Source organism: Bacillus lumedeiriae (assembly GCF_044891285.1).
GTDB lineage: Bacteria > Bacillota > Bacilli > Bacillales > Domibacillaceae > Pseudobacillus > Pseudobacillus lumedeiriae.
Genome location: NZ_JAUIYO010000012.1, coordinates 1 through 20,059, shown reverse-complemented (window position 1 = coordinate 20,059; position 20,059 = coordinate 1). Strand labels below are relative to the sequence as shown.

Annotated in this window: 16 protein-coding genes and 1 rRNA gene; 8 read left to right on the top strand and 9 right to left on the bottom strand. The window is 40.3% G+C overall.

Annotated elements, in window-relative coordinates:
- Positions 1-38: 38 nt before the first annotated feature.
- The 9 genes from QYG89_RS13035 to rpmH all read right to left on the bottom strand — a co-directional run bounded on the left by QYG89_RS13035 (position 39) and on the right by rpmH (position 8,765).
- Positions 39-890, bottom strand: coding sequence for a ParB/RepB/Spo0J family partition protein (locus tag QYG89_RS13035; RefSeq protein WP_404318007.1), 852 nt, complete (start codon positions 888-890; stop codon positions 39-41).
- Entirely contained in the window at positions 883-1,644 is a 762-nt protein-coding gene (locus QYG89_RS13030; RefSeq protein ID WP_404318006.1) for a ParA family protein, read from the bottom strand. The genes QYG89_RS13035 and QYG89_RS13030 overlap by 8 nt, the downstream gene beginning before the upstream one ends.
- A gap of 208 nt (positions 1,645-1,852) precedes the next feature.
- Positions 1,853-2,725, bottom strand: coding sequence for a nucleoid occlusion protein (gene noc, locus QYG89_RS13025; protein WP_404318004.1), 873 nt, complete (start codon positions 2,723-2,725; stop codon positions 1,853-1,855).
- A 177-nt stretch (positions 2,726-2,902) separates the two neighbouring features.
- The gene (rsmG, locus tag QYG89_RS13020; protein WP_404318002.1) at positions 2,903-3,619 is read right to left on the bottom strand and encodes a 16S rRNA (guanine(527)-N(7))-methyltransferase RsmG; all 717 of its coding nucleotides are present in this window, start codon (positions 3,617-3,619) and stop codon (positions 2,903-2,905) included.
- A gap of 25 nt (positions 3,620-3,644) precedes the next feature.
- Positions 3,645-5,534 carry a tRNA uridine-5-carboxymethylaminomethyl(34) synthesis enzyme MnmG gene (gene mnmG / locus QYG89_RS13015; protein WP_404318000.1) on the bottom strand — a complete coding sequence of 630 codons (1,890 nt, stop codon included), beginning with the start codon at positions 5,532-5,534 and terminating at the stop codon, positions 3,645-3,647.
- 24 nt (positions 5,535-5,558) lie between these two features.
- Entirely contained in the window at positions 5,559-6,944 is a 1,386-nt protein-coding gene (mnmE, locus tag QYG89_RS13010; RefSeq protein ID WP_404317998.1) for a tRNA uridine-5-carboxymethylaminomethyl(34) synthesis GTPase MnmE, read from the bottom strand.
- 423 nt (positions 6,945-7,367) lie between these two features.
- Positions 7,368-8,114, bottom strand: coding sequence for a YidC family membrane integrase SpoIIIJ (spoIIIJ, locus tag QYG89_RS13005; RefSeq protein WP_404318122.1), 747 nt, complete (start codon positions 8,112-8,114; stop codon positions 7,368-7,370).
- 87 nt (positions 8,115-8,201) lie between these two features.
- Positions 8,202-8,567: a ribonuclease P protein component gene (rnpA, locus tag QYG89_RS13000; RefSeq protein WP_404317996.1), complete on the bottom strand. Its 366-nt coding sequence runs from the start codon at positions 8,565-8,567 to the stop codon at positions 8,202-8,204.
- 63 nt (positions 8,568-8,630) lie between these two features.
- Positions 8,631-8,765: a 50S ribosomal protein L34 gene (gene rpmH / locus QYG89_RS12995; protein WP_100401286.1), complete on the bottom strand. Its 135-nt coding sequence runs from the start codon at positions 8,763-8,765 to the stop codon at positions 8,631-8,633.
- Between the two features lie 577 nt (positions 8,766-9,342).
- On the opposite strand from rpmH, the gene dnaA reads away from it, so the two are divergent.
- The 8 genes from dnaA to QYG89_RS12955 form a co-directional block, all read left to right on the top strand.
- Positions 9,343-10,686, top strand: a complete 1,344-nt coding sequence (gene dnaA, locus QYG89_RS12990) for a chromosomal replication initiator protein DnaA (protein ID WP_404317994.1) — start codon at positions 9,343-9,345, stop codon at positions 10,684-10,686.
- Positions 10,687-10,875: 189 nt separating this feature from the next.
- On the top strand, positions 10,876-12,012 hold the full coding sequence (dnaN, locus tag QYG89_RS12985; protein ID WP_404317992.1) for a DNA polymerase III subunit beta: 1,137 nt from the start codon (positions 10,876-10,878) through the stop codon (positions 12,010-12,012).
- A 229-nt stretch (positions 12,013-12,241) separates the two neighbouring features.
- Positions 12,242-12,460 carry a S4 domain-containing protein YaaA gene (yaaA, locus tag QYG89_RS12980; protein ID WP_404317990.1) on the top strand — a complete coding sequence of 73 codons (219 nt, stop codon included), beginning with the start codon at positions 12,242-12,244 and terminating at the stop codon, positions 12,458-12,460.
- A gap of 20 nt (positions 12,461-12,480) precedes the next feature.
- Positions 12,481-13,599 carry a DNA replication/repair protein RecF gene (recF, locus tag QYG89_RS12975; protein WP_404317988.1) on the top strand — a complete coding sequence of 373 codons (1,119 nt, stop codon included), beginning with the start codon at positions 12,481-12,483 and terminating at the stop codon, positions 13,597-13,599.
- Positions 13,600-13,781: 182 nt separating this feature from the next.
- Complete coding sequence (gene gyrB, locus QYG89_RS12970) at positions 13,782-15,707, top strand: DNA topoisomerase (ATP-hydrolyzing) subunit B (protein WP_404318121.1); 1,926 nt, start codon at positions 13,782-13,784, stop codon at positions 15,705-15,707.
- Between the two features lie 212 nt (positions 15,708-15,919).
- On the top strand, positions 15,920-18,436 hold the full coding sequence (gene gyrA / locus QYG89_RS12965) for a DNA gyrase subunit A (protein ID WP_404317986.1): 2,517 nt from the start codon (positions 15,920-15,922) through the stop codon (positions 18,434-18,436).
- 87 nt (positions 18,437-18,523) lie between these two features.
- On the top strand, positions 18,524-19,609 hold the full coding sequence (locus tag QYG89_RS12960; protein ID WP_404317985.1) for an HD-GYP domain-containing protein: 1,086 nt from the start codon (positions 18,524-18,526) through the stop codon (positions 19,607-19,609).
- A 326-nt stretch (positions 19,610-19,935) separates the two neighbouring features.
- Positions 19,936-20,059: ribosomal RNA gene (locus QYG89_RS12955) — 16S ribosomal RNA — on the top strand; the annotation flags it as partial.

Sequence of the window (20,059 nt, the reverse complement as noted above, 5' to 3'; positions counted from 1 at the left end):
ATCATAAAGGGAGCTGTCGATCATCGACAGCTCCCTGATTAATCTTTTTTTAATAAATCAAGTATTCTGTTTAAATCGTCTACTGATAAAAATTCAATTTCAATTTTTCCTTTTTTCTTATCTTTCGTCTGTCTAATGTGAACAGATGTGCTGAAATGTTCCCTTAATACATCTTCCTGTTCTTTTAAAAATATATCTTTTGTTCTCTTAGAAACTGATGTTTCACGTGGAACATTCTCTTGAAGCTGCTGAATCCACTTTTCGAGCTGCCGGACATTTAAACCTTCTGATATAACTTTTTTCGCACCATGGATAATTTGCTCCTTCTTTTTTAAGCCTGCGAGCGCCCGTCCATGACCCATTGTTAATTTTCCTTCCGTCAGAAGTTGTTGTACTTCCATCGGCAATGAGAGCAGGCGCAGGTGATTGGCTATATGAGAGCGGCTTTTCCCCATTTTTACTGCTAACTCTTCTTGCGTAAGGTTTAGTCTTTCAATAAGAGTCTGATAAGCTGCAGCTTCCTCAAGAGCCGTTAAATCTTCTCTTTGCAGATTTTCAAGTAAAGCCCACTCCATCATTTGCTTATCAGACAGTTCACGGATAACGACAGGAACTCTTTCAAGTCCGGCCTCTTTAGCTGCCCGGTATCTTCTTTCTCCAACAACAATTTCATAGCCTTTAATACTTCGGCGGACAATAATCGGCTGTAAAATTCCATGTTCTTTAATAGACTCTTTTAATTCCTCAATGGTTTCTTCGTTAAAAATTTTACGTGGCTGATAAGGATTTGGTCGCAGCTCCTTTAGTTTTACATCTTTGACTACCTCATCATCTTTAAGTTGATTTCCATGAATAATAGCGTTGATTCCTTTCCCCAGTGCTTTAACCATTAGCTGCCACCTCCTTTGCAAGGTCTAAATACATTTCAGCTCCTTTAGAACGGGGGTCATACAAAATAATTGGTTTTCCATGACTTGGAGCTTCGCTAAGCCGAACATTTCTTGGAATAATTGTTCGATACACTCGATCCTGAAAATACTTTTTTACTTCTTCAATTACTTGCAGCCCCAAATTTGTACGGGCATCTAGCATTGTCAGCAGGACTCCTTCAATAGCCAGTTCTTTATTTAAATGCTTCTGTACGAGTCGTACAGTATTGAGAAGCTGACTCAGTCCTTCAAGTGCATAATACTCGCACTGCACAGGGATAATAACGGAATCAGCCGCTGTTAAAGCATTCACCGTCAATAGTCCCAGCGATGGAGGACAATCGATTAAAATATAGTCAAAACTGTCACGTACTGTTTCTAGCGCTCTTTTCAAGCGTAATTCCCGGGAAATGGTTGGCACAAGTTCAATATCGGCGCCCGCTAGTGAAATGGTTGCCGGTGCTACAAATAAATTTTCTACGGCAGCCGGTTTAATAATATCCGTTATATCCATATCATCAACTAATACATCATAAATGCATTCGTCAACATCGCCTTTTTCAATTCCCGCGCCGCTTGTTGTATTTCCTTGCGGATCAATATCAACGACCAGTACTTTTTTATCGAGCGACGCTAAACAAGCTCCTAGATTAACAGAGGTTGTTGTTTTCCCTACTCCCCCTTTTTGGTTAGCTACTGCAATGATTTTTCCCATCCATCCCACCTGCTCTCTCCTAACCTATTCATCTATTGTACTTACATTTTAACAAAAATAGCTCCTTCATTTACTGTCTCTATATAAATTATCTTTCAATTTGAAAAGTAAATGTTATGTATCACTTCTAAAGTCATACACAATAATCCAGCGGATCACGTCTTCGCACGATGAAAAAAAGCGAGGAGCCATCGGCCGGCTTCTCGCTCTATTTCTTTTTCGGTATTTTAATTGTAATTTGGTAAAAATCATCGAACTCTTCTTCCTGCGATTTTAAGTCAATGCCATTATCACTCACCATCGATAAAGACTGACGGATTGTATTGACAGCTATTCTAACATCTTTACTGAACGCTTTCCGGCGTGGTTTTCGCGTTTGCTTTGATGTGCTCAGCAGTTGGATGATTCGATCCTCGGTTTGTTTCACATTTAACTGTTTTTCAATCACTTCATTCATAACTTCCACTTGTTTTTCTGGATTTTTCAAAGGAATAAGTGCCCTTGCATGACGCTCAGTCACTTTCTTTTGCGCTAATGCTTCTTGAACTTCTTGCGGCAGCTTTAACAGTCTCAGCTTGTTAGCCACAGTTGACTGTCCTTTTCCAAGTCGCTGGGCAAGTGCTTCTTGTGTTAGTCCGTGCAGCTCCAGTAATTTTCCGTAAGCAATAGCTTCCTCAATCGGCGACAGCTCTTCTCTTTGCAAGTTTTCTATTAAAGCAACCGAAGCAGTTTCGGTATCATCTAAATTATTAATAATCGCAGGAACGGTTTCCCACTTTAATGTTTGAACCGCCCGCCAACGCCGCTCACCGGCAATCAGTTCGTATTTTCCGTCTTCTGCCTCCCGGACTACGATTGGCTGAATAATGCCATGAATGTGAATCGTTCTAGCCAGTTCTTCTATTTTTTGATCATTGAAAACAGTTCTTGGCTGAAAGCGGTTCGGCATAATCAAGGAAACCGGAATTTGTTTAACTGCTTCTCTCTCTGCTGCCGGCTCTTCTGCTATCGCTATTTCTCCTGGCTTTTCATCCGCTGCTTTTTCTCCCAAATTAAAAAAACGAGAGAAACGATGCTTCATGATCCCTACACCACCTTTAACGAATCCAACTCCCTAGATATACCTATTCTCTCTCTAACAGTCTTCTTCCTTCTTCTGTGGACTTCTTTTTTATTTAATCTAAAAAATAAAGTTATCCACAAGTGGATAACTTTAAATGTTAGAAACAGTCTATTTCAAACATCCTCAAGCCAAACTTTATTCGATCGGAGATTTATTAGGTGTCCCTGGTTTACGGGGATACTTTTTTGGTGTTGCTTTTATCTTATGAATCACCATAATCGTCCGTTCACTCTCTTCTATCGGAAGCGTAAATGAATAATCGGCTTCTAGCTGGGCTCCTAGTACTGTCAGCGCTTTTTGACTGCTTTGCAGTTCATCTTTCGCGCTAGCCGCCTTCATGGCTAAAAAGGTGCCGTCCATTTTTACAAGCGGCAAACATAACTCACTTAACACAGACATACGGGCAACCGCACGAGCCATAACGACATCGTACTGTCCTCTATGTTCAGACAATCTGCCAAACGTTTCGGCACGATCATGATAAAAATGAACATTTTTGAGGTTCAGTTGCTCTGCTAGATGATTTAGAAACGTAATTCGTTTATTGAGAGAATCGACAATCGTGACTTGAAGGTCCGGAAAAGCGATTTTCAATGGAATACTTGGGAATCCAGCTCCCGCTCCAACATCACAAACCGTCAATTCACCGGAAAAATCAAAATAAAACGCAGCAGATAACGAATCATAGAAATGCTTTAAATACACTTCTTCCTCATTCGTAATCGCCGTTAAATTCATTTTTTCATTCCATTCAACGAGTAGCTTGTAGTACAAATCAAACTGCTCAAGCTGGGAAGGAGAAAGCTTAATCCCTTTCTCCGCAAGCAATTGCTGAAATTGGTCTTTATTCACTTGCCTAACATCCCTTCAACTAGACTTAATTCGCTGTACGTGCGATTCGGCCTTGTTCAATATAAATCAGTAAAATGGAAATATCAGCTGGATTGACGCCGGAAATCCGGGAAGCCTGGGCAATAGAAAGCGGCTTTACTTCCTTCAGGTTGTGGCGTGCCTCTGAAGCCAGTCCATTGATTGCATCGTAATCGATGTTCTCAGGTATTTTTTTATTTTCCATTTTCTTTAGTTTTTCCACTTGCTGAAGGGATTTTTCAATATATCCCTCGTATTTTATTTGTATTTCTACTTGCTCTTCCACTTCAGCGTCAAGTGCCTCAGGTGCAGAAATAAGCTGTTTTAAATGACCATAGTGCATTTCCGGACGCTTTAAGAGAGCGGCAGCTCGAATTCCATCTTTCAGCTCACTTCCACCAGCTTCACGAATAATTGTCTGTGTTTCCTCATTCGGTTTAATGATAATGGATTTCAAACGGTCTATTTCCCCGGCAATAGCCGCTTTTTTCGCCAAGTAGCGTTCGTACCGCTCTTCGGAAATTAAACCAATTTGATAACCAATCTCCGTTAAACGCAAGTCGGCATTGTCGTGGCGAAGAAGCAAGCGATATTCTGCCCGTGAGGTAAGCAGACGATAAGGTTCATTCGTTCCTTTCGTAACAAGGTCATCAATCAACACACCGATGTAAGCGTCTGAACGGCTTAAAATCACTTCATCTTTGCCGAGGACGCGGCAAGCTGCATTAATACCTGCCATCAGTCCTTGCGCAGCTGCTTCTTCATAACCAGATGTTCCATTGATCTGTCCAGCAGTGTATAAATTTTTGATTTTTTTCGTTTCAAGTGTCGGCCACAATTGTGTTGGTACGATAGCATCATACTCAATCGCATAACCCGCGCGCATGAGTTGCGCCTTTTCAAGACCAGGAACAGTCCGCAGCATACGATATTGCACGTCTTCGGGCAAGCTGGATGACAAACCTTGCACGTACACTTCTTCTGTATTTCGGCCTTCTGGCTCTAAAAAGATTTGGTGGCGCGGCTTATCGTTAAAACGAACGATCTTGTCTTCAATAGATGGACAGTACTTCGGTCCTTTTCCTTTAATGACTCCGGAAAACATTGGAGAACGGTGCAGATTTTCGTTAATAATCTTATGCGTTTCTTCGTTCGTATACGTCAGCCAGCAAGGAAGCTGGTCTGTAATAAACTTCGTCGTTTCATAGCTAAAAGCCCGTGGTTCTTCGTCTCCAGGCTGAATTTCCGTTTTGCTGTAATCAATCGTCCGGCTATTAATACGCGGCGGTGTACCCGTTTTGAATCGAACGAGCTCAAAGCCGAGTTTCTCCAAGCTTTCAGATAAACGGAGTGATGGCTGCTGATTGTTCGGGCCGCTAGAATATTTCAAATCACCGATAATAATTTCTCCGCGTAAAAAAGTTCCCGTCGTAATAATGACCGCTTGTGAACGGTAGACCGCTCCTGTCTGCGTTACCACACCACGACATTCACCATCTTCAGTAATCAGTTCTTCAACCATTCCTTGAATAAGCGTTAAGTTTTCTTGATTCTCGATGGTCTTTTTCATTTCCTGCTGGTACAGCACTTTGTCTGCCTGTGCTCTTAATGCCTGCACAGCCGGTCCTTTGCCTGTATTCAACATACGCATTTGAATATGGGTTTTGTCAACATTCTTGCCGATTTCACCGCCAAGGGCGTCAATTTCCCGAACGACAATTCCTTTAGCCGGACCCCCGATTGACGGATTACATGGCATATAAGCAATCATGTCTAAATTAATAGTGATCATTAACGTCTTTACTCCGGTACGTGCAGCCGCTAATCCCGCTTCTACACCAGCATGTCCGGCACCGACAACAATGACATCATATTGGCCCGCTTCATATCGTGGCATACTTCTTCCTCCTGTATTCATTTATTATTTTCCGAGACAAAATTGCGAGAACAGCTGATCAATTAGGCTATCGTGAACACTTTCACCGATAATTTCTCCTAATAATTCCCACGTTCTCGTTAAATCAATTTGAACAATATCAATCGGCGTTCCCGCCTGTGTATTCTCAATGGCATCCGTAATAGCTGTCAGTGCCTGATTCAGTAAAGCAATATGACGAGAATTAGAAACATACGTCATATCACCTGCTTCAAGCGAACCGGAGAAAAATAAGGAAGCAATCGCTTCTTCCAGCTCATCGATTCCTTTTTCCTGCAGAAGAGAAGTCGTTACAAGCTGTTTTCCTGTTGCAAGTTCCTTCACGCGCTCCATATCAATTTGCTGCGGCAAGTCTGTTTTATTCACAATAACGATTACATCCATACCGGCCGCTGCTTCAAATAGCTTTTCATCTTCAACTGTCAGCTGATCAGAGTAATTGACAACAAGCAAAATTAAATCTGCTTCTTTTAACACTTGACGGGATCGTTCGACACCAATTCGTTCAACGATGTCCTCCGTTTCACGGATACCCGCTGTGTCAATGAGCCGGAGCGGAACCCCTCTCACATTGACATACTCTTCAATGACATCCCGTGTCGTTCCTGGAATGTCTGTTACAATTGCTTTATTTTCCTGTACGAGTGTATTTAATAAAGAAGATTTTCCAACATTCGGCCGTCCAATAATGACGGTTGACAGTCCTTCTCGCAAAATTTTTCCTTGTTGGGATGTATGCAGAAGTTTCTCTACTTCTTTTTGAACAAATAGTGACTTTTCCAACAACACGTGATGCGTCATTTCTTCCACATCATCATACTCAGGATAATCAATATTCACTTCCACATGAGCAAGTGTCTCAAGGATTTCCTGGCGAAGCTGACGAATTAGTTTGGAAAGACGGCCTTCCATTTGATTTAATGCTACGTGCATTGCCTTATCTGTTTTTGCCCGAATCAAATCCATCACTGCTTCTGCCTGCGATAAATCGATCCGGCCGTTTAAAAAGGCCCTTTTCGTAAATTCCCCTGGTTCAGCAAGGCGCGCTCCTTCATTCAACACTAGTTGCAGTACACGGTTAACGGAGACAATTCCTCCGTGGCAATTAATTTCTACTACATCTTCTCTCGTGAATGTTTTTGGTCCCCTCATAAGCGATAACATCACTTCTTCTACCGTTTTTCCTGTTTTCGGATCAATGAGATGACCGTAGTGAATCGTGTGGCTTGCCATTTCAGTCAATGGCTTTTTAGACGGACTTCGGAAAACACGGTCAGCAATTTTCACCGCTTCTTCGCCGCTTAAACGAACGATAGCGATCGCACCTTCTCCCATCGGGGTAGAAATAGCAGCAATTGTATCAAAATCCAATGATTTCACCTCTTCCTTCTTCCGTTTTATCTATAAAAAATAAACATGATTTTATTCTCAAACCAATAGATTATCACAAAAAGTGCGATTTAAAAAGAAGCCTGTTTTGTCCACAGCCTTCTTTTCAACCTTATTTATTTTAACTTATTAACGTGTGGATAACAATCATTACTGACGTCTATTAGTTTTGGGAAATAAAGTAACAATCTATCGAATGGAAAATATATTACATTAATGACTAGTGTTGATTTTGCTGATTTATCGATTAGAAGGGAATTCAACGGAGGAATTTAATAAAGCAAAAAAACTTCCCAGCCATTCTTTTCTTCATCGTAAGAACAGAAATGACTGGGAAGTCCTTTATTTTGTTTTCAGTACAATGAACATATTCGATCTATACTGATCACTTTTTGTATATTTCACCTAATTATTAACAGAAGCAGTCTTGTCCGCCCCTGGTTTATTAATAATAATCGTTTGAACGATCATAAAGATATTTCCTACTACCCAATACAGGGATAAAGCGGCTGGAAGATTAATAGCAAATACAACAATCATAATCGGCATCAGCCATAGCATCATTGCCATTTGCGGATTCTGATTCATCGTTCCTGCCATCATTAGTTTTTGCTGCAAGAAAGTTGTCACACCGGCCACAATTGGAAGAATAAAGAAAGGATCTGGTGAACCGAGATCAAACCACAAGAAGGTATCTTGCTTAATTGCTTCGGTACGCATAATTGCCTGATAAAATCCAAAGATAATCGGCATTTGCACGATTAATGGGAAACAGCCGGCCAGCGGGTTTACACCATGCTTTTGAAAAAGAGCCATCGTCTCCTGCTGCATTTTTTGCTGAGTGACAGCATCTTTGGATTGGTACTTTTCTTTAATTTTTTTCATTTCGGGCTGCAGTAATTGCATCGCTTTTGCATTTCTGGTCTGTTTAATCATTAAAGGTAAAATAATCAAACGAATGATGATCGTAACAATCACAATCGACCAGCCATAACTACCTACTGCTTCAGCTGTTTTTATAATAACCATGGAAAGCGGGTAAACAACAAATTCATTCCAAAAGCCCTTACTTTCCGGTGTAATTTCCTGATTTATTTCTGTACAACCGGCCAGCAGCATCGTTACTGCTGCTAAAAAGATCAGAGTGATCATTTTCTTGTTCAAACTTATACTCCCCCTGTCCATCTTTCCTAGCAGCCGTCCTCAAGCGGATCCGGCTCAACTCATTACATTTTCTAACTATTTATCATTAGAGCGATCCATCCTTCTACTGAATGCCTTTGCTCGCTTTAACACATGAATGAGGCTCTTTTTCACTTCGTTGCCATTCATATCAGCTGCTGGCTTTCGAGCAATAATGATAAATTCGTATCCAGGAAGGATCTCTTCTTTTAGTTCTGTAAAGCTGTGTCTAATATGACGCTTGATTCGGTTGCGCGTCACTGCATTTCCAATTTTCTTGCTCACAGACAATCCGATTCGAAAAGGGACTTGTAAGTTACTTTTGTACATATAAATAACAAATTGACGATTGGCAAAAGACTGTCCGCCTTTGAAAACGGATTGAAAGTCGCGGTCTTTTTTTATACGGAACGTTTTTTTCATTCGTCATTCACCTTTTCTTCGTCATTTTTTCTAAAAAAAAGACCACTGAGATTTTTCAGTGGCTTATGCAGATAATACTTTTCTTCCTTTAGCACGACGACGAGCTAGAACACGACGGCCGTTTTTAGAGCTCATACGGTTACGGAAACCATGAACTTTACTTCTTTTACGCTTATTTGGTTGGTAAGTTCTTTTCATTATAAAACACCTCCCTAAAAGGAATGGAAAATTTAACGTTAAGACAGTCTTTTTGATTATAAAGACGAATGAACATCCTGTCAACACCTGATCAAAAAACAATTCGCCGAGACGGCGAGTCTTCTAGAACCGTCCCTCTTTACTAAAAGAAAAAATCATTGCATAAAAACCTGCTCCTCTGCGACTGTGGATAATTTTCGACAGATTTTTTTTATTCACAATCGTTACTGACAACTTTTACACAAAACCGCATCCTGTGGAAAAGTTTTTATGCACATGTTGTATTTATTGTGGATAAATTATATATTACATTGCACGACAACGTTTTTTCTGCTATCATTATTTTGTTTTCACTCTGAATAAGTATTTCCCTAACTATATTTATCCACAATTGTTGATAAGTTGTTGATAAGTTATTCATACCCTTTGTAAAAGATTGTCCACAAGTTGTTAGTAATGTCGAAAAACTACTTTTTTCTTATTATATATTTAATCACAATCAATTCAGTGCATAAATATAAAAATCCTTAAAAACTGTTATATAATAGCTGCAATTTGATTAAAAGGAGGGGGCCTTATGGAAAATATCGAGGATCTATGGAATAAAGCGCTAGAAAACATAGAAAAGAAGATTAGCAAGCCGAGTTTTGATACGTGGCTAAAATCCACGAAAGCACATTCCTTACAAGGTGATTCCATCACTATTTCTGCTCCAAATGATTTTGCTAGAGACTGGCTTGAAGGGCATTATTCCCAACTTATTTCGGGAGTGCTTGGTGAGATTACAGGTGAGCAGCTAGCTGTCAAATTTATCATTCCCGAAAACCAAGCATCCGAAGAATACGAACTCCCTATGCCAAAGAAAAAGAAGAAAAAAGACGAATTTCATGAATTTCCGCAAAGTATGCTCAATCCGAAGTATACATTTGATACTTTTGTCATTGGCTCCGGCAACCGTTTTGCTCATGCGGCTTCGCTTGCTGTTGCAGAAGCACCAGCCAAAGCTTACAACCCGCTGTTTATTTATGGAGGGGTAGGGCTCGGCAAAACCCATTTGATGCACGCAATTGGCCATTACGTCTTAGAACATACCCCAGATGCAAAGGTCGTATACTTATCTTCTGAAAAATTTACGAATGAATTCATCAATTCAATCAGGGATAACAAAGCGGTTGATTTTCGTAATCGCTATCGAAATGTAGATGTTCTTCTGATAGATGATATTCAATTTCTTGCTGGCAAAGAACAGACACAGGAAGAGTTTTTCCATACGTTCAATACACTTCATGAAGAAAGCAAACAAATTATTATTTCAAGCGACCGGCCCCCTAAAGAAATTCCGACACTGGAAGACCGTCTGCGCTCTCGTTTTGAATGGGGTCTAATTACAGATATCACTCCGCCAGACTTAGAAACGCGTATCGCTATTCTGCGTAAAAAAGCAAAAGCTGAAAACCTTGATATTCCAAATGAAGTCATGCTTTACATTGCCAATCAAATTGATACAAATATTCGTGAGCTTGAAGGAGCACTGATTCGTGTCGTTGCTTATTCATCACTAATTAATAAAGACATTAATGCAGATCTCGCAGCAGAAGCACTTAAAGATATTATTCCGAGCTCTAAACCAAAAGTAATTACGATCCAGGACATTCAAAGAGTAGTCGGTGAACAATACAATGTGAAACTCGAGGACTTTAAAGCAAAAAAACGGACAAAGTCGATTGCATTCCCGAGACAAATTGCTATGTATTTATCACGTGAGCTAACTGATTTTTCTCTTCCTAAGATTGGAGAGGAGTTTGGAGGCCGAGATCACACAACAGTCATTCATGCTCATGAAAAAATTTCAAAGCTTCTCGACACAGACAGCCAACTGCAATCAAACGTAAAAGAAATACAAAGCATTTTAAAATCTTAATAGTGTGAATAACTTGTTGAAACTTATAAACAGTCTGTCCACATGTGGATAGACTGTTCTTACTTTAACTTTTTAAGGTTATCCACATATTCACAAGCCCTATTACTATTACTACTATTTTTAAATACAAAATTATTATTATATGCAGTTACTGAAAAAATTATGCTTGAATAGCGAAAGGAGAAAAAAATGAAGTTTTCCATTCAAAAAGATCGTTTTGCTCAAAGTGTGCAAGACGTTCTAAAAGCAATCAGCTCTAGAACAACGATACCGATTTTAACAGGGATTAAAATTGATGCTACAGAAGAGGGGATTAAATTAACGGGCAGTGACTCTGATATTTCTATTGAATCCTTCATTCCGAAAGAAGAGGGAGAACAAATCATCGTTGAAATCCAACAAACAGGCTCTATTGTAGTAAATGCACGTTTTTTCAATGAAATTGTCAAAAAATTGCCTTCTGAAAAGGTAGAGATTGAAGTAATTACCTCTTTTCAAACGGTTATTCGTTCTGGCCAAGCTGAATTCAACTTGAATGGACTTGATCCAGATGAATATCCGCAGCTTCCGCAAATTGAAGAAGGGGAAATGTTCAAACTGCCGACAGATTTGCTCAAAGCAATGATTAGACAAACTGTTTTTGCAGTGTCCACCTCAGAAACACGCCCCATCTTGACAGGTGTCAACTGGAAGATGGAAGAAGGCGAGTTAATTTGTATTGCAACGGATAGCCATAGACTGGCCTTGAGAAAAGCAGCCATAGAAACAGACTTAAATGCGGAATACAACATTGTTATTCCGGGGAAAAGCTTGAATGAACTAAGCAAAATTCTTGATGATACTCAAGATCCAGTAGAGATCGTCATTACAGAAAACCAAGTACTTTTTCGGGCGAAGCATTTATTATTTTACTCCCGTCTGCTCGAAGGAAATTATCCAGACACAAGCCGTTTAATTCCTACAGAAAGCAAAACAAAACTGGAATTGAATGCGAAAGAATTTTTGCAAGCGATCGACAGGGCGTCCTTGCTTGCTAGGGAAGGACGCAACAATGTAGTCAAATTATCGATGATTGACGAAGAAGTAATTGAAGTCTCTTCTAACTCTCCGGAAATCGGCAAGGTTACTGAACAAGTAAAGAGTCAGGCCATTGAAGGTGAAGAAATAAAAATCTCATTCAGTGCCAAATACATGATGGACGCGTTGAAGGCACTCGAAGGAACAGAAATTAACATTCAATTTACCGGACCAATGAGACCTTTTGTCATTCGACCTGAGCATGACCATTCCATTTTGCAGCTCATTTTACCTGTGAGAACGTATTAATCAACTTTACAATGTGAACAATATGAAAAAAATAGGCGATGAAAGGCTGTTACATGAAAAATGGGCAGCCTTCTTTCGCATGCTGGATAATACAGCTAGTGAAAATGATCAGCTTCCAGCACTGAACAGATCAAAGGACTTAGACAATTGGTTCTTTCTTCTTTGTGTTAAGTTGAAAAGTTTAGTAAAATAAAGCATTAGAGAATTCATTCGAAAGCAGTGAAAAATAATGGACAAAAAAGTAGTCATAGAAACCGAGTATATCCCTTTAGGACAGTTTTTAAAGCTGGCTGATGTTATTCAGACAGGCGGTATGGCTAAATGGTTTTTAAGCGAACATGAAGTATTCGTAAATGACGAGCTTGATCAGCGAAGAGGGAGAAAGCTTCGTGTGGGTGACCGGATAGATATTCCGGGGATTGGCAGTTTTAAAATTGCGGGTTCATAAAATAAAAGGGTGTTTTGCACATGCATATAACAGAATTGTCTTTGGAAAATTATCGTAATTACGTTTCTTTAGACATTGAATTTGAAAATAAAGTGAATGTTTTTCTGGGGGAAAACGCCCAGGGCAAAACAAATATGATTGAATCTATTTTTGTATTGGCTATGGCCAAGTCCCACCGGACCTCCAACGATAAAGATTTAATTCGCTGGGAAGCGGAATATGCTAAAATAAAAGGAAGAGTGCAAAAAACTCAAAATGCTATACCCTTAGAATTAATCATTTCCAAAAAAGGAAAAAAGGCAAAATGCAATCATCTTGAACAGCAGCGTTTAAGCCAGTATGTCGGAAATATAAATGTTGTGATGTTTGCCCCGGAAGATCTTCATCTCGTCAAAGGAAATCCTCAAGTGAGAAGGCGCTTCATCGATATGGAAATTGGCCAAGTTTCTCCTGTCTATCTTCACGATATCAGCCAATACCATAAAGTGTTGCAGCAGAGAAATCATTACTTAAAGCAGCTGCAAATAAAGAAAGCAAATGATTTTACGATGCTGGATGTTTTAACAGATCAACTCATTGGATTAGCCGCAAAAGTTGTCAGAAGAAGATTTGATTTTATTGAGCAACTTCAAAATTGGGCACGATCCATCCATTCAGGCATTTCACGCGGAGGAGAAAGTCTCGATATTGTATATACACCGTCTATTCATGTATCCAAAGAGGATGATTCGTCTAAAATAGTTAACGTATTTGAAGAAAAGTTCTATTCCCAGCGAACAAAAGAAGTAGAGCGGGGAATAACGTTAACGGGTCCGCACCGAGATGATCTCATTTTTCAAGTGAATGGAAAAAATGTGCAGACATTTGGTTCCCAGGGTCAGCAGCGGACAACAGCGCTATCGGTCAAACTGGCAGAAATTGAATTGATTCACTCTGAAATCAAAGAATATCCCATTCTTCTACTCGATGATGTCCTGTCAGAGCTTGATGATTATCGGCAGTCCCATTTGCTAAATACGATACAGGGAAAGGTGCAGACTTTTGTCACTACAACTAGCACAGAAGGAATTAATCACCAGACGCTGCAGGAAGCTTCTACGTTTGCGGTAGAAGGAGGAACAGTAGCACAAATAAAATGAAAGACGACCAAAGGTGTTTCAATTCGTTATTGTGGCAGTTGAAAATCATTTTATCTTTTTTCCCTTTTATTCTATACAGTAAAAAACGAATATATGAAAATCATTTTCAAAAGCCTGGCGGATTACGCTGTAAATGTCAACAATAGGCTTTTAAAAGAAAGAGCAGGTGAACGGATTTGACTATGGAACACACTAATGCAGCTAACCAGCCTTCTTATGATGAAAACCAGATACAAGTGTTAGAAGGACTTGAAGCCGTTCGCAAACGGCCGGGGATGTATATCGGTTCAACGAGTGGAAAAGGTCTTCACCATCTCGTCTGGGAAATCGTTGATAACAGTATTGATGAAGCACTGGCAGGATACTGTGATGAAATCCGGGTAATTATCGAAAAGGACAACAGTATTACTGTTAAAGATAATGGGCGGGGAATTCCAGTTGGTATCCAGGAACAGACAGGCCGGCCGGCAGTAGAAGTCATTTTAACTGTTCTTCATGCAGGCGGAAAATTCGGCGGCGGCGGTTATAAAGTCTCTGGTGGTCTTCACGGCGTAGGGGCTTCCGTCGTCAATGCTTTATCGAAGCAGCTTGAAGTGTTTGTTCACCGTGATGATCATATTTACTACCAATCTTACAAACGAGGAGTACCTCAGGAAGATCTTAAAATTATTGGTGAAACGGATTATACAGGAACAACCATTCACTTTCGTCCAGACGATGAAATCTTTACTGAAACGACAGTATATGAATATGATACGCTTGCCAATCGTCTGCGCGAACTCGCTTTCTTAAATCGCGGCATTAAAATTATCATTGAAGATAAACGTGAAGATGGAAAGATGAACGAGTACCACTATGAGGGCGGTATTAAATCATATGTAGAGCATTTAAACCGGACGAAAGAAGTCGTTCATAGCGAACCTATTTACATGGAAGGCGCGAAAGACGGCATTTCTGTGGAGATCGCTTTGCAATACAATGAAGGGTTTGCCAGCAATTTATATACATTTGCTAATAATATTAATACGTATGAGGGCGGAACGCATGAATCTGGATTTAAAACAGCTTTAACACGTGTGATTAATGACTATGCCCGCAAGAACGGTTTGATTAAAGAAGCGGAAACGAATCTATCGGGTGAAGATGTTCGGGAAGGGATAACAGCCATTGTTTCTATCAAACATCCGGATCCGCAATTTGAAGGGCAGACAAAAACGAAACTTGGCAACTCTGAAGCTCGAGCAGTAACTGATTCGGTGTTTTCGGCCCGTTTTGAAAGTTTTCTTCTGGAAAATCCAGCAACTGCTAAAAAAATTGTGGAAAAAGGTTTGATGGCTGCCCGTGCGCGTATGGCAGCGAAAAAAGCGAGGGAGTTAACCCGCAGAAAGAGTGCGCTCGAAGTATCAAGCCTGCCAGGGAAACTAGCCGATTGTTCGTCGCGTGATCCTGAAATCAGCGAATTGTATGTAGTAGAGGGAGACTCGGCTGGCGGATCAGCCAAACAAGGGCGTGACCGTCATTTTCAAGCCATTCTGCCGCTTCGCGGAAAGATCATTAACGTGGAAAAAGCCCGGCTCGATAGAATCTTATCAAATAATGAAATTCGGACAATTATTACGGCCCTTGGCACGGGAATCGGGGACGAGTTTGATATCTCTAAAGCTCGTTACCATAAGTTAGTTATTATGACGGATGCAGACGTAGATGGAGCTCATATTCGGACGTTGCTTCTGACTTTCTTCTTCCGCTACATGAGACAGCTGATTGAAGCAGGTTTTGTCTATATTGCTCAGCCGCCGCTATATAAGGTAACCCAAGGGAAACGAATTGAATATGCCTACAATGACCATCAGCTAAATGAGATCATAGCAGGCCTTCCTGATAATGCAAAACCAGGATTACAACGCTATAAAGGACTGGGCGAAATGAATCCGGAGCAATTATGGGAAACAACAATGAATCCGGAAACGAGAACGTTACTGCAAGTGAACCTGGAAGATGCCATTGAAGCGGATGAAACGTTTGAGATATTAATGGGTGACCGAGTAGAACCGCGTCGACAATTTATTGAGGAAAACGCACTGTATGTGAAAAACCTGGACATATAACTGGGAAAAGGACAGCCCGAGAAATAGACAAATGGAAACAAGTGGTTGACTTAAAAGGGTCTGATCTCACCCTCGATATACTGTATATAGTGGATGCTCATTCTGTAAATATACAATCCATCGGGGATCAGAGGTCTGGCACTTTAGCTTTGAGTCAACCTCCTGTCTTTTTCAAAAGATAGAAAGCAGTTCGTTAAAGGAGGTTCTTTTAAATGGCTGAAATGCCTCAATCTAAAGTAACAGAAATCAATATTAGCCAGGAGATGCGCTCATCTTTTTTAGATTATGCAATGAGTGTCATCGTTTCCCGCGCTCTTCCAGACGTTAGAGATGGTTTAAAGCCGGTTCATCGCCGGATCCTTTATGCGATGAATGATTTAGGGATGACAGCTGATAAAGCTTATAAAAAATCTGCCCGAATTGTCGGTGAAGTGATCGGTAAGTACCATCCGCATGGCGACTCGGCTGTGTATGAAACGATGGTGCGTATGGCGCAGGATTTTAACTATCGCTACATGCTTGTCGATGGTCACGGAAACTTTGGGTCTATCGATGGGGATGCTGCTGCTGCTATGCGTTATACAGAAGCCCGCATGTCTAAAATATCAATGGAATTAATACGTGATATTAATAAAGACACCATTGATTATAAGGATAACTATGATGGATCAGAAAAAGAACCTGTTGTGCTGCCATCCAGGTTTCCGAATTTGCTCGTAAACGGCACGTCAGGAATTGCTGTCGGCATGGCAACGAATATCCCTCCTCATCAGCTTGGTGAAGTAATCGACGGACTGATTGCTTTTAGTAAAAATGAGGAGATGTCAGTACCGGAAATTATGGAGTATATTCCAGGTCCAGATTTCCCTACAGGCGGTATGATTATGGGACGAAGCGGCATTCGTCAAGCATATGAAACAGGCAAAGGTTCTTTAACGATCCGGGCAAAAGTAGATATCGAACAGCGTGCTAATGGGAAAGAAACCATTATTGTAAATGAACTTCCTTACCAGGTGAATAAAGCAAGGCTCATAGAAAAAATTGCTGAACTTGTACGCGAAAAACGAATTGACGGGATTACTGACTTAAGGGATGAATCAGACCGAAATGGCATGCGGATTGTTATGGAAATCCGCCGGGATGCAAATGCCAATGTCATTTTAAACAATTTGTACAAGCACACGGCTATGCAGACGAGCTTCGGGATTAATTTATTGGCACTCGTAGACGGTCAGCCGCGTGTGTTAAGCGTAAAAGAGTGTCTTCGTTATTACTTAGAACACCAACGGGTAATTATCCGCCGCCGCACAGAATTTGAATTGAGAAAGGCAGAGGCAAGAGCTCATATTTTAGAAGGGCTAAGAATTGCTCTCGATCATATTGATGAAATTATTCACTTAATCCGCAGTTCTCAAACGACTGAAATTGCTAAACAAGGATTGATGGAGCAGTTTTCCTTATCTGAAAAACAGGCACAAGCTATTCTCGATATGCGGCTACAGCGCTTGACTGGATTGGAAAGGGAGAAAATTGAGGAAGAGTATCAAAACCTCATTCAATTAATTGCCGAATTAAGAGCCATTTTGGCTGACGATGAAAAAATTCTTGCGATCATCCATGAAGAATTGTTGGAGATCAAAGAGAAGTTTAATGATACACGCCGGACAGATATTATGGATGCCGGTCTTGAAGATATTATGGATGAAGATTTAATTCCCCGTGAGCAAGTTGTGCTAACGCTGACGCATAATGGTTACGTGAAGAGGCTGCCTGCATCAACATACCGCAGTCAGAAACGAGGAGGTCGCGGCATACAAGGGATGGGGACAAACGAAGATGATTTCGTTGAACAGCTATTGACGACTTCCACTCATGACACCATTCTTTTCTTTACGAACAAAGGAAAGGTTTATCGTTTAAAGGGATACCAAATTCCTGAGTTTAGCAGAACAGCAAAAGGGATCCCTCTTATTAATTTACTAGGAGTAGAAAAAGATGAGTGGGTGAACGCGATGATTCGCGTGGAAGAGTTCGTTGAGAATTCCTTTTTATTCTTTGCAACAAAGTCAGGTATTGTAAAGAGAACGGAATTAAAAGAATTTGCTCATATTCGAACAAATGGGTTACGTGCTCTTAACTTAAGAGAAGATGACGAGTTAATTTCCGTACGGCTGACAGACGGTCATAAACACATCGTAATGGGGACCAAGGACGGTATGATGATTCGCTTCGAAGAAGAAGACGTCCGTCAAATGGGACGGGTCACTACCGGGGTAAGAGGCATCAGACTTTCCAAGGATGATTGTGTTGTAGGCATGGAATTACTTCAGGAAGATGATTATGTACTGATTGTCACAGAGAACGGTTACGGTAAACGGACACCTGAAAAAGAGTATCGGATTCAGACAAGAGGCGGAAAAGGACTTAAAACATGCAATATTACGGATAAAAACGGGCCGCTTATCGCGATCAAAACAGTGAGCGGACAAGAGGATTTAATGCTGATTACCGTCGGGGGAGTCCTTATTAGAATGGATGTAAATGATATTTCCATTACAGGAAGAAACACACAAGGGGTAAAACTTATTCGATTGAATGGAGAAGAAACAGTGGCAACTGTAGCTAAGATAGCCAAGGAAGAGGAGGAAGAACTGCTTCCTGACGAAATGGCTGAAGAGACAGCACAGGACCATGGATTAGATCAAGATTCGATGGAAGAGAACAAGTAAAGAAAGCCGGGATTTCCGGCTTTTTTTATTCCGCATTCATCCAGTATTTGCTAAGATATAAGTAAAAAACACTTGGGGGAAAGGTGTATGTACGTGAGGGTGGAAGATGTAAAGGAAGGGAACGTACTGCTTAATGATGTCATGCATAAGGCGTCTGAGCCGTTAATGGCTAAAGAAACCGTTTTAACAAATTGGCACATTAAAATACTTAAAGCATTTTTAATTGATGAAGTAGATGTGGGAGAAGGAGCCTCCATAGGAATCGTGACCGAATCAGGGACTCATACAGATAAAGAAAAGCCAAAAGCAGATGTTCCGGTAGATAAAAAAGTAGACTTCTTTAAAAGTTATCTTCAGAGCGTAGAAGAATACAAAAAGGAATTTCAAAAGTGGCAGGCAGGGGCTAGTATAGATATTGTCAAGATACGTGAAATTACTTTGCCATTGCTTGATGAAATGTTAATCGATCCAGAAGTAATTCGTGAAATATCTAAATATACTGAAAAGGAAAGCTATTGTTACCATCACTCTGTTGCAACCGGCTTGTTAAGTGGTGCCATTGCCGCTCAATTAAATTATGAAAAAGGATTTATTGTTCAAGCTGCCCTTGCCGGCGTTTTAGCCGATTGTGGAATGGCAAAAATCAGCCCGCACATTTTATTAAAAGAAACTTCATTGACGGAGAGAGAGAAAAAGGAAGTGAACGAACATCCTTTTTTAAGTTATAAAATGGTCAAGGATATTAACCTGCTAAAACCGGAAACGAAATTGGCTGTTTTTCAACACCATGAACGAACAGATGGTTCAGGTTATGTAAATGGAGTAAAAGCAGAGAAACTACTTCCAATTTCCCGAATTGTGGCGATAGCCGATGTGTTTCATGCGATGACTGCTGAACGTGTGTATCGTAAGCGGCAGGCTCCGTTTAAAGTACTTGAAATGTTTAGACAAGACTTCTTTGGAGAGTTTGACTTATCAGTAGTGAAGGCATTAACGGAGTTATTTACAAAACTATCTTTAGGAACAAGTGTCCAGCTGTCCGATGGTGGAGTAGCGACAATTCTATTTATGAAACAACAAAATCCGACAAGGCCGCTTGTACAACTAGAAGAAAGTAAAGACATCATAGATCTTGAAAAGAGAAGAGACCTTCACATTGAGCAAGTCTTATAATGGAATTATTAGTACTCTGGAAAACATCAGCATGTTTTTCAGAGTTTTTCTTTTGTCCATTTTTTAGAAAGTTTATCGACTGTGGGAAGAATGATTAGAGACGATGTGTACTACTAGAAGAGATATTTTCATATGATAGGTACGATTTACATTGTCTATGATAAATAATTTACAAAAAAGAGAACGGAAGTTGTTGACTAAAAGAGTAATAGGTGATATATTATAAAAGTCGCTTGAGAGTGACGTGAATCGAACATTGAAAACTGAACAAAATACATGCCAGTAAGTTAATTCTTATTTAAAACAATTGAGCAAGTCAAACAATCTTTTTGGAGAGTTTGATCCTGGCTCAGGACGAACGCTGGCGGCGTGCCTAATACATGCAAGTCGAGCGGACTTGACTGGAGCTTGCTCCAGTTCAAGTCAGCGGCGGACGGGTGAGTAACACGT